The organism is Pseudomonas sp. P110(2024) (assembly GCF_057480795.1).
Genome location: NZ_JBLIYT010000011.1, coordinates 147904 through 157075 on the forward strand (window position 1 = coordinate 147904; position 9172 = coordinate 157075).

The 9172-nt window shown below is 65.4% G+C and carries 12 protein-coding genes; 4 read left to right on the forward strand and 8 right to left on the reverse strand.

What is annotated here, in order from left to right:
• Positions 1-5: 5 nt before the first annotated feature.
• Complete coding sequence (locus AC25ND_RS18725) at positions 6-218, reverse strand: hypothetical protein (RefSeq protein WP_036986661.1); 213 nt, start codon at positions 216-218, stop codon at positions 6-8.
• A 103-nt stretch (positions 219-321) separates the two neighbouring features.
• Here AC25ND_RS18725 and AC25ND_RS18730 point away from each other — a divergent pair, with 103 nt between their 5' ends.
• The 4 genes from AC25ND_RS18730 (at position 322) to AC25ND_RS18745 (ending at position 3662) form a co-directional block, all read left to right on the forward strand.
• Entirely contained in the window at positions 322-606 is a 285-nt protein-coding gene (locus tag AC25ND_RS18730; protein ID WP_028692437.1) for a hypothetical protein, read from the forward strand.
• Between the two features lie 79 nt (positions 607-685).
• Complete coding sequence (locus tag AC25ND_RS18735; RefSeq protein ID WP_186595670.1) at positions 686-1846, forward strand: two-component system sensor histidine kinase NtrB; 1161 nt, start codon at positions 686-688, stop codon at positions 1844-1846.
• 6 nt (positions 1847-1852) lie between these two features.
• Positions 1853-3298 (forward strand): ATPase domain-containing protein, encoded by a 1446-nt coding sequence (locus tag AC25ND_RS18740; protein WP_186595672.1) that lies wholly within the window; start codon positions 1853-1855, stop codon positions 3296-3298.
• Positions 3299-3302: 4 nt separating this feature from the next.
• On the forward strand, positions 3303-3662 hold the full coding sequence (locus AC25ND_RS18745) for a response regulator (protein WP_028692435.1): 360 nt from the start codon (positions 3303-3305) through the stop codon (positions 3660-3662).
• 76 nt (positions 3663-3738) lie between these two features.
• Here AC25ND_RS18745 and csrA read toward each other — a convergent pair whose 3' ends face one another.
• The 7 genes from csrA to AC25ND_RS18780 all read right to left on the reverse strand — a co-directional run bounded on the left by csrA (position 3739) and on the right by AC25ND_RS18780 (position 9171).
• Positions 3739-3933 carry a carbon storage regulator CsrA gene (csrA, locus tag AC25ND_RS18750; RefSeq protein ID WP_023628788.1) on the reverse strand — a complete coding sequence of 65 codons (195 nt, stop codon included), beginning with the start codon at positions 3931-3933 and terminating at the stop codon, positions 3739-3741.
• 252 nt (positions 3934-4185) lie between these two features.
• Positions 4186-5208 carry a DNA topoisomerase IB gene (locus AC25ND_RS18755; RefSeq protein WP_028692434.1) on the reverse strand — a complete coding sequence of 341 codons (1023 nt, stop codon included), beginning with the start codon at positions 5206-5208 and terminating at the stop codon, positions 4186-4188.
• 58 nt (positions 5209-5266) lie between these two features.
• Entirely contained in the window at positions 5267-6358 is a 1092-nt protein-coding gene (gene modC, locus AC25ND_RS18760; protein ID WP_486976511.1) for a molybdenum ABC transporter ATP-binding protein, read from the reverse strand.
• A gap of 1 nt (position 6359) precedes the next feature.
• Positions 6360-7040, reverse strand: a complete 681-nt coding sequence (gene modB, locus AC25ND_RS18765; RefSeq protein WP_069016824.1) for a molybdate ABC transporter permease subunit — start codon at positions 7038-7040, stop codon at positions 6360-6362.
• Positions 7040-7798, reverse strand: coding sequence for a molybdate ABC transporter substrate-binding protein (gene modA / locus AC25ND_RS18770; RefSeq protein ID WP_028692431.1), 759 nt, complete (start codon positions 7796-7798; stop codon positions 7040-7042). The genes modB and modA overlap by 1 nt, the downstream gene beginning before the upstream one ends.
• Positions 7799-7901: 103 nt before the next feature.
• A complete protein-coding gene (locus tag AC25ND_RS18775; RefSeq protein WP_069016822.1) occupies positions 7902-8966 on the reverse strand; it encodes an NAD(P)H-dependent flavin oxidoreductase in 1065 nt (354 codons plus the stop codon).
• 34 nt (positions 8967-9000) lie between these two features.
• Positions 9001-9171 carry a hypothetical protein gene (locus AC25ND_RS18780; protein ID WP_088851781.1) on the reverse strand — a complete coding sequence of 57 codons (171 nt, stop codon included), beginning with the start codon at positions 9169-9171 and terminating at the stop codon, positions 9001-9003.
• Position 9172 lies beyond the last annotated feature (1 nt).

Sequence of the window (9172 nt, forward strand, 5' to 3'; positions counted from 1 at the left end):
GGGGTTCAGGGTTCGATGCTGCGGGCGATGTCGCGCATGTCGCAGGCCGAGTGGCGCAGGGCATCGACATGCCCGTCCATGGCCTGTGCATCGGCCTCGTGAACCGAGTGACGCAGGAAGCGGGCATGGCCATCCAGGGCCTGGCACAGTTCGTCGAGTTCGCTGGCGTTGCGCACCAGATCATCCTGCAGCCCTTGCATGCGAAAGTTCGAAGTCATGTCGGGTCCTCGTGGGATCGGGGCGGGGCCCACTATAGGCCAATTGACAGCATGCCGCCATTACGCCACTGTTCAGGCATTGGATCCAACGGGTCGTGTCGCCATGTCATCGCGTTCCTCCTATCCAGAGACAGCACGGCGTGTACAGCCGAAGCTGTTCTGGCGGCTGCTGTTCCTGCTTGTCTGCCTGCTGGCGGCATTCCTGTACGCCGGCTTCATGAGCCTGGGCGGCTACCTGCTGATGCTAGGGCTCGACCTGGACCACCCCGAACCTCAACGCTTCCTGGCATTGGGCGGCGGCGTGTCGATCCTGTTACTGGGACTGTGGCTGTTGAAGGTGGCGATGCCGCGCCGTCTGGTGCCGACGGTGGTGGAGCGTGAGCACTGACGATCGTCGCCTGAAGGACGGTGTCGGCGGGACTTTGGCTACGCTCAATATGTCCTTTCGCGGTGCTTGTGGAGCTTGCATGGTGTCGACAGACCGCCCCACTCATTCGGTAATGCCCGAGGCGCGCTACGAGCAATTGGTCCAGGCCGTGGTGGACTATGCCATCTACATGCTCGACACGACCGGCCATGTGGTGTCGTGGAACGCGGGTGCGCAGCGAATCAAGGGTTATCGTGCCGCTGAGGTGATCGGCCAGCATTTCTCGTTGTTCTTTACCGATCAGGACCGTTCTGAAGGGCGCCCACAACAACTGCTACGCCAGGCCCTGGAAGAAGGCAAGGCGCAGGACGAGGGCTGGCGCGTGCGCAAGGATGGCACGCAGTTCTGGGCGCTGGCGGCGCTGGATGTGATCCGTGATGAGCATGGCGAGGTCATCGGCCTGGCCAAGGTCACCCGCGACATCACCGATCGCCGCGAGTCCGCGCTGCAACTGGACGCCATGCGCGCGCAGTTGTTCCAGGCGCAGAAGCTCGAAGCCTTGGGACAACTGACCGGAGGCCTGGCCCACGATTTCAACAACCTGCTGACGATCATCATCAGTTCTGCCCGGCTGGCCTCTGGCAACCAGGATCCGGCACGCGTGCGGCGCCTGCTCGAGCATATTCTCGACGCCGGGCAGCGCGGTACCCAACTTACCCAGCAACTGCTCAGTTTTGCCCGGCATCGGCAACTGAATGTCACCAGCATCGCGCCGGCCCAGGTGATCGACACCACTCGCGGGCTGGCGGAGCACGCGTTGCCCAGGGACATCGAACTGCTGCTGCAGGTGCAGCCGGACCTGCCGCTGATCGAGGTGGACGCCGGGCAGCTGCAGATGGTCCTGCTCAACCTGGTGTTCAATGCCCGCGATGCGATCGCGACGACGGGGCAGATCCACCTGACGGCCGAAAGCGTCCGCCTGGCCGGCGAGGTGGAGGGGCTGCATGGGCGCTTCGTGCGCTTCGATGTGCGTGATGACGGGCAGGGTATCGACCCCCAGGTGTTGCCGCGCATCTTCGAGCCGTTCTTCACTACCAAGGCCTTCGGCAAGGGCACCGGTCTCGGCCTGAGCCAGGCCTATGGTTTCGCTCGTCAGAGTGATGGCGCGATCAGCGTGTCCAGCCGCCCCGGTGAAGGCACCTGCATGAGCTTGTACCTACCCGCCCGAATGGGCGACGATACCCCATCGAGCGACGGATAGACCATCATGGTAGAGCAACTCAAGCGACTGGCCACCGGCATCGAAGGGCTTGATGCGCTGCTCAAGGGCGGGCTGGTGGTCGGTGCGTCCTACATCGTCCAGGGCCACCCGGGCTCGGGCAAGACCATCCTCGCCAACCAGCTGGCCTGCAACCATGTGCGCGACGGTGGCCGGGTGCTGGTGGCGACCCTGCTCAGCGAGTCTCATGAGCGCTTGTTCCAATACCTGTCGACGCTGAGCTTCTTCGACCCGGCGCTGGTCGGCGACAGCATCCAGTTCGTCAGCGCCTTCGATACCCTCGAGCAGGATGGCCTGGATGCGGTAGTCAGGCTGTTGCGTCAAGAGATTGCGCGGCAGCAGGCCACCTTGCTGGTCGTCGATGGCCTGCTCAACGCCCGCTCACGGGCGGAAACCAGCCTGGATACCAAGAAGTTCGTCTCCGAGCTGCAGGGGCATGCGGCGTTCGCCGGTTGCACGGTGCTGCTGCTGACCAGTGCCCGGCTTGAGGAGGGCAGTCCCGAGCACACCATGGTCGACGGCGTGATAGAGCTGGGCGAACACCTGGTCGGCAGTACCGCGGTGCGGCATGTCCAGTTGCGCAAGACCCGCGGCAGCGGCGCGCTGTCTGGTCGCCACGAATGCCAGATCGATGAGTCGGGGTTGCAGGTCTATCCGCGCCTTGAAGCGCTCTACAGCCGCCCCAGCCAGCAGGGTGCGCAAACCCTGGCGCGGGTCGCCACCGGGGTCGCCGACCTGGACGGCATGCTCGGTGGCGGGCTGGCCGAAGCCTCGGTGAGCTTGCTGATGGGGCCATCCGGCGTGGGCAAGACGGCTTTGGGCATCGCGTTTCTCTCCGCCTCGACGAGGGCCGCACCGGGTCTGCATTTTGGATTTTACGAGACGCCGGCGCGACTGCGCCTGAAAGCGTCCGCTCTGGGCTACGACTTGCCTGCGCTGGAGCGCGAGGGGGCGGTGCAACTGAGTTGGCAGCCGACCACCGAAGGCCTGCTGGATCAACTCGGCGCGCGCCTGCTGGCGCAGGTCGAGGCATTGGGCGCGCGACGCGTGGTGATCGACAGCCTGGGCGCCTTCGGCCGTTTGGCGCTAGAGCCCGCCCGCCTGAATGCGTTCTTCCGCGCGCTGACCGGCGAGCTGCGTGCCCGTGGCGTCACGGTGCTGCTGACCTGGGAGATGCGCGACATCTTCGGTGCGGAGATCACTGCGCCGGCTCCGGACCTGTCGAGCATCGTCGACAACCTGATCCTCATGCGCTTCGCCGAGCTCGACGCACAACTGCATCGCGCCCTGTCGATCATCAAGGTGCGTGACAGCGACCACGATCCGGCCTTGCAGGCATTGAATCTGGGGCCGACAGGCATCAACCTGGCGCGGGCATTCGATGGCGCCAGCGGCGTGCTCAGTGGCTCGGCGATATCGCCAGGAGACCGCTGATGGGATGAGCAGCATCCTGATCGTCGACGACGAGTACCTGATCGCCGATATCCTGGGATTCGCTCTGGAGGATGAGGGCTACCTGGTGGAAAAGGCCAGCAATGGGCGCAAGGCGCTGGAGGCCTTGAGAGAAAAGCGCGTGGACCTGGTGATCACCGACTACATGATGCCGGTGCTCAATGGCGAGGAACTGTTGAATGCGATTCGTGACGAACTGCTGCTGACGGACCTGCCGGTGATCCTCATGAGTGGTGCCCAGGCCAGCCAGGGCCGGGCCTGCCCCGGAAGGTTCGCGGCGGTGTTCGACAAACCCTTCGACATGGACCGAATGATCGCCACGGTACGCGAACTGCTTGGCGCCTGAGGTTCGCAAGAGGCTCCCCGCATGGGCGGGCAATCGATCAGGCGCATCCGTGCGGCATGATGCGGTTGGCTTGGGGTTACTCGTCGTTGCTTTTTTCCGGCGCCGGGCTGCCGGCCTGGATCCGCTTGTAGATCTCTTCACGGTGCACCTGGACATCCTTCGGTGCATCGATACCGATCCTCACCTGCATCCCCTTGACGCCCAGAATGGTGACTTTGATGTCATCGTCGATGACGATGCTTTCGCCAACCTTGCGTGTGAGTATCAGCATGTATTTCTCCTTGGTGATGTAGAAAACCGCCGAGCCTGATGGTCTGCGGTGGGAGCCTGTCCCTCTTCCTTCTCATTAAAGACGCTTTCGGCGGATAGTAATTCCCCGACAGACAAATTCTGTTATCGATCTTTAGTTGCAGGTGCCAGTGGGGGTGCTACGCATTCCGCTGGCCAAGGTGCTCAGTGGCAAGGATAGGGTGCTTGGGTCCATATGGGAAATTTCTCTGCTCGATGAACTAAATAGTTGGGGTCAATGATCGTTTTGGCGCGCAAGCGCCTGGAGAAAGCGCAGCAGTGACACTTCCTCGAGTTCCAGGCCCTTGCGTGCCCGCGCGCGGGGCAGGTCCGCCAGGCGTCCGAGTTGGAAGTGTTCGAGTACGGCAGGGTGGATGTAGCAGCGTCGGCACACCGCTGGCGTGTTGCCCAGTCGCGCCGCCACCTGGCGGACGGTGTCGGCGACCTGGCGCCTGGCCTCGCTGTCAGGTTCCCAGGCCAGTGGCCGCAGCAGGCTCAGGGCAAGGCTGCTGCCGGCCCAGGTGCGGTAGTCCTTGGCGGTGAAGTCGGCGCCGGTCAGTTGCTGGAGAAACTGGTTGACCTCGGTCGAGCCGATGCCATGGCGCTGGCCCTGTTCGTCCAGGTACTGGAACAAGGCTTGGCCGGGCAATTCCATGCAGCGCTTGACCAGCCCGGCCAGGCGCCGGTCGGTCAGGGTGACGTTGTGCTCGACTCCGCGCTTGCCACGGAACTGAAAGCGAATTTGGCTACCCTTGACCTGCACATGGCGGGTGTTGAGCGTGGTCAGTCCGTAGGAGCGATTGGCGCGCAGGTATTGGCGGTTGCCGATGCGGATCAGCGTACTGTCGAGCAGGCTGATCACCAGCGCCATGACCTTCTCCCGGCCCAGCCCCGGGCAGGCCAGGTGCGCATCCAGTTGCTTGCGCAGCTTCGGCAGCGCTTCGGCGAAGGCCAGCATGCGCCCGTACTTGTGCTGGTCGCGCAGCTCGCGCCATTGCGTGTGGTAGCGGTACTGCTTGCGCCCCCGGGCATCCCGGCCGGTGGCCTGCAGGTGGCCCTGTGGATCGGCACAGATCCACACATCGGTGTAGGCCGGCGGGATCACCAGGGCTGCGATGCGCGCCAGTGTGTCGGCATCGCGGACACGCTGGTTGCTTGCGTCGAAATAATGAAAGCGATCGCGCCAGCGCCGCCGGGTCAAGCCGGGCTGGCTGTCATCGACGTAGTGCAGGGCGGCAGGGAGCGGGCAGTCGGGCATGGGGGCGGTCCATGAAGGGCACTCTTGCTGCAATGGACAGCGCCGGTTGCGTCATTGCTCAGCCCAGCAGCGCTACCGACTTGATCTGCGCCCAGAGGGTCTGGCCCGGCTGCACCGCGAGCTGATCCGCCGAATAGCGGGTGATGCGCGCCAGCAGGGCGTTGCCGGCGGCGTCCAGGCTGACCAGCACATGGGCGGGGTTGTCCGCCGGGCGGCATTCGCGGACTCGCACCGGCAGGCGATTGAGGATGCTCGAGGCGCTGTCGGCGGTCAGTGCCAGGCTGACATCCCGGGCCTGGACCTTGAGCCGCAGGGTGCTGCCCATGTGCAGCCCCGGGTGGGCGATGCGCAAGCGCTGGCCGTCACTGCCGGGCAGGCGTAGCTCGAACAGCTGGTAATGCGGATCGTGACCTACCACCACGCCTTCGAGCACCACGCCGGCATCCTCGCCCTGGGCCAGCGGCAGGTCGAGGCGCGCCAGGGTCTGGCCGATCGGCCCGCTGGCCACGGCCTTGCCCTGTTCGAGCAGGACCAGGTGGTCGGCCAGGCGCGCCACTTCGTCCTGGGCATGGCTGACGTAGATCAGCGGAATGTCCAGTTCGTCGTGCAGGCGTTCCAGGTACGGCAGGATTTCCCGCTTGCGCGCTCTGTCCAGCGCGGCCAGGGGTTCGTCCATCAGCAGCAGCCGTGGGCTGCTGAGCAGGGCTCGGGCGATACCGACCCGCTGCGCCTCGCCACCGGACAGGGTCGCCGGCTTGCGTGCCAGCAGGTGGCCGATGCCCAGCAGTTGGCAGGCCTGCTCCTGGCTGATCTTGCGCGCCTCCGGGGCGATGCGGCGCCAGCCGAACTCGAGGTTGCCGCGCACCGACAGGTGCGGGAACAGGCTGGCCTCCTGGAACACGTACCCTACTGGCCGCTGGTGTGGCGGGATGAAGTGCCCGCGCGCGCTGTCTTCCCAGACCTCGCCATTGACCTCGATGTAGGCGCTGGCGGCCCGCTCCAGGCCGGCCAGGCAACGCAGGCACGAGGTCTTGCCCGAGCCGGAATGGCCGAACAGGGCGCTGATGCCGCGCCCGGGCAGGTTCAGGTCGACGTCCAGGGTGAAGTCGTCACGCGCCAGTTTCAGACGCGCCTGTATCGATGTACTCATGTCAGCTCCAGCCGGCCTTGCTGCGACGGCCTGCATAGAGCATCAGCAGCACCAGGAACGAGAACACCAGCATGGCTCCGGCCAGCCAGTGCGCCTGGCTGTATTCCATGGCTTCGACATGATCGAAGATCTGCACCGAGACCACCCGGGTCTTGTCGGGAATATTGCCGCCGATCATCAGCACCACGCCGAACTCGCCCACGGTGTGGGCGAAGCCAAGAATGCTGGCGGTGATGAAGCCGGGGCGCGCCAGCGGTAGCACCACGTGGATGAAGGTATCCCACGGGCTGGCCCGCAGGGTGGCGGCCACCTCCAGCGGGCGCTGGCCGATGGCGCCGAAGGCGTTCTGCAAGGGCTGCACCACGAAGGGCATGGAGTACACCACCGAGCCGATCACCAGCCCGGTGAAGCTGAACACCACGCTGCCCAGGCCCAGGGCCTGGGTGGCCTGGCCTATCCAGCCATGGGGGCCGAGGGCCAGCAGCAGGTAAAAGCCGATCACGGTCGGTGGCAGCACCAGCGGTAGGGCCACCACCGCGCCGATCGGTCCGCGCAGCCAGGAGCGTGTGCGCGCCAGCCACCAGGCGATGGGCGTGCCCAGCACCAGGAGAATGGCGGTGGTCAGGCTGGCCAGCTTGATGGTCAGCCAGATCGCGCTCAGGTCACCGGCGTCGAGCGGCATCAGAGCTCATAGCCGTAGGACTTGATCACCGCGGCGGCCTTTGGACCCTTTAGGTAGTCGACCAGGGCCTTGGCGGCCGGGTTGTCCTTGCCTTTGTTGAGAATCACCGCGTCCTGGCGGATCGGGTCATGCAGCTCGGCGGGCACGATCCAGGCGGAGCCTTCGCTGACCTTGCCATCCTTGTAGATCTGCGACAGGGCGACGAAGCCCAGCTCGGCATTGCCGGTGGAAACGAACTGGAAGGCCTGGGTGATGTTCTGGCCTTCGACGATCTTCGCCTTGGTGGCTTCGGTCAGCTTGAGCTTGTCCAGCACCTGGGTGGCGGCCAGGCCATAGGGCGCGGCCTTGGGGTTGGCAATGGACAGGTGCTTGTATTCGTTCTTCTTCAGCACGTCGCCCTTGGCGTCGACGTAGCCCGGCTTGGCCGACCACAGCGCCAGGGTGCCGATGGCGTAGGTGAAGCGTGAGCCCGCGACGATTTCCTTTTCCTGCTCGAGCTTGGCCGGGGTACTGTCGTCGGCGGCGAGGAACACTTCGAACGGCGCGCCATTCTTGATTTGTGCGTAGAACTGGCCGGTAGCGCCGTAGGCGGCGACCAGCTTGTGGCCGGTGTCCTTCTCGAAGTCCTTGGCGATGGCCTGGATGGGCGCTGTAAAGTTGGCCGCTACGGCGACATGGACTTCATCGGCCTGGGCGGCGTTGACGGCGATCAGGGTGGCCAGGGCACTTAAGGCCAGGTGGGGCAGACGAATACGCATGTAGACGGCTCCTAGGGGCGGCGGATTATCGTTATGGCTTGAACTATATAGCGATACGCCATCCGTCGGGAAGAGGGTGCCTGAAAGTTTCTTGATCTATTGGTCAGCTTTTTGTTGGCCGCCCGGCAATGGCTCGGGTCAGCTCACCCGCCGGCATGTGACGCCCAAGGCGCAGCGCCTGTCCGGACCACAGGTTGCTGAAATCGGCGTTGCCCTGCGGGTCGGTGATCGCCCGCAGTGGCATCAGCGCGCCGCCGGCCAGCGGGAAGCGCGGGGCGAGGGCGCTCATCGGCCCCAGCTCGCGCATCAGGCGGTTGTTGATGCCACGCGCCGGGCGGCCGGTGAACAGGTTGGTCAGCGCTGTATCGTTGGCGGACGCGCTGTCCAGGGCGCGGCGGTGCGCCGGGGACACCTTGGCCTCTGGGCAGAACAGGTACGCAGTACCGACCTGCACCGCCGAGGCGCCCAGGGCCAGGGCGGCGACCAGGCCGCGATGGTCGCCGACACCACCCGCCGCGATCACCGGCAACTGCACGGCATCCACAACCTGGGGCACCAGGGCGAAGGTGCCGATCTGGCTGTTGATGTCGCTGTCGAGGAACATGCCACGATGGCCGCCGGCCTCGTAGCCCATGGCGATGATCGCGTCGCAGCCATGCTGTTCAAGCCACCGCGCTTCCTCCACCGTGGTGGCGCTGGACAGCACCTTGGCCCCGGCTGCCTTGACCCTTCGCAGCAGCTCGGGCGCCGGCAGGCCGAAGTGGAAACTGACCACCTCCGGGCGCAGTTCCTCCACCAGCTGGCAGCTCTGTTCGTCGAAGGGCGCGCGATTGGACACCGGCGTCGGCGCCTCGAAGTCCGCGCCGACTTCCTCATAGTAGGGCTTGAGCGCCTGCTTCCAGCGGGCGTCGCGCTCGGGGTCCGGCGGCGGCGGCTGGTGGCAGAAGAAGTTCAGGTTGAGCGGGCCCCGGCAGGCGGCGCGAAAGGCCTCGATCTCGCCGCGCACCTGCTCGGCGGTGAGCATGGCGCAGGGCAGGGCGCCGAGACCGCCGGCGTTGCCGACGGCAATGGCCATGGCCGAACCGCTGGCGCCGGCCATGGGCGCCTGGAGAATGGGCAGCTCGATACTCAGCAGGTCGAGGATGCGACGGTCTTGCCGGGTGCTCATGGACGACTCCTTGAGTGCGGGGCGTGCTGCGTGGTTACAAGGCCTTGCTGACCTGGATGTCGCTGATCTTGTCGACGTCGTCGCCGTGGATCTTGCGCAGCGCTTGCTGCGCCTGCTCGAGGGAGGCGTCGGGCATCTGGGCGAAGTCCCAGCGGCGCTCGCCGTCGAGCTTGTACTTGATCACATATTTGATGGTCTGGGTCATG

Bases quoted from the DNA above. Each gene is read 5' to 3' on its own strand.
- AC25ND_RS18725 (WP_036986661.1), bottom strand. From the start codon at position 218: ATGACTTCGAACTTTCGCATGCAAGGGCTGCAGGATGATCTGGTGCGC.
- AC25ND_RS18730 (WP_028692437.1), top strand. From the start codon at position 322: ATGTCATCGCGTTCCTCCTATCCAGAGACAGCACGGCGTGTACAGCCG.
- AC25ND_RS18735 (WP_186595670.1), top strand. From the start codon at position 686: ATGGTGTCGACAGACCGCCCCACTCATTCGGTAATGCCCGAGGCGCGC.
- AC25ND_RS18740 (WP_186595672.1), top strand. From the start codon at position 1,853: ATGGTAGAGCAACTCAAGCGACTGGCCACCGGCATCGAAGGGCTTGAT.
- AC25ND_RS18745 (WP_028692435.1), top strand. From the start codon at position 3,303: ATGAGCAGCATCCTGATCGTCGACGACGAGTACCTGATCGCCGATATC.
- csrA (WP_023628788.1), bottom strand. From the start codon at position 3,933: ATGCTGATACTCACACGCAAGGTTGGCGAAAGCATCGTCATCGACGAT.
- AC25ND_RS18755 (WP_028692434.1), bottom strand. From the start codon at position 5,208: ATGCCCGACTGCCCGCTCCCTGCCGCCCTGCACTACGTCGATGACAGC.
- modC (WP_486976511.1), bottom strand. From the start codon at position 6,358: ATGAGTACATCGATACAGGCGCGTCTGAAACTGGCGCGTGACGACTTC.
- modB (WP_069016824.1), bottom strand. From the start codon at position 7,040: ATGCCGCTCGACGCCGGTGACCTGAGCGCGATCTGGCTGACCATCAAG.
- modA (WP_028692431.1), bottom strand. From the start codon at position 7,798: ATGCGTATTCGTCTGCCCCACCTGGCCTTAAGTGCCCTGGCCACCCTG.
- AC25ND_RS18775 (WP_069016822.1), bottom strand. From the start codon at position 8,966: ATGAGCACCCGGCAAGACCGTCGCATCCTCGACCTGCTGAGTATCGAG.
- AC25ND_RS18780 (WP_088851781.1), bottom strand. From the start codon at position 9,171: ATGACCCAGACCATCAAATATGTGATCAAGTACAAGCTCGACGGCGAG.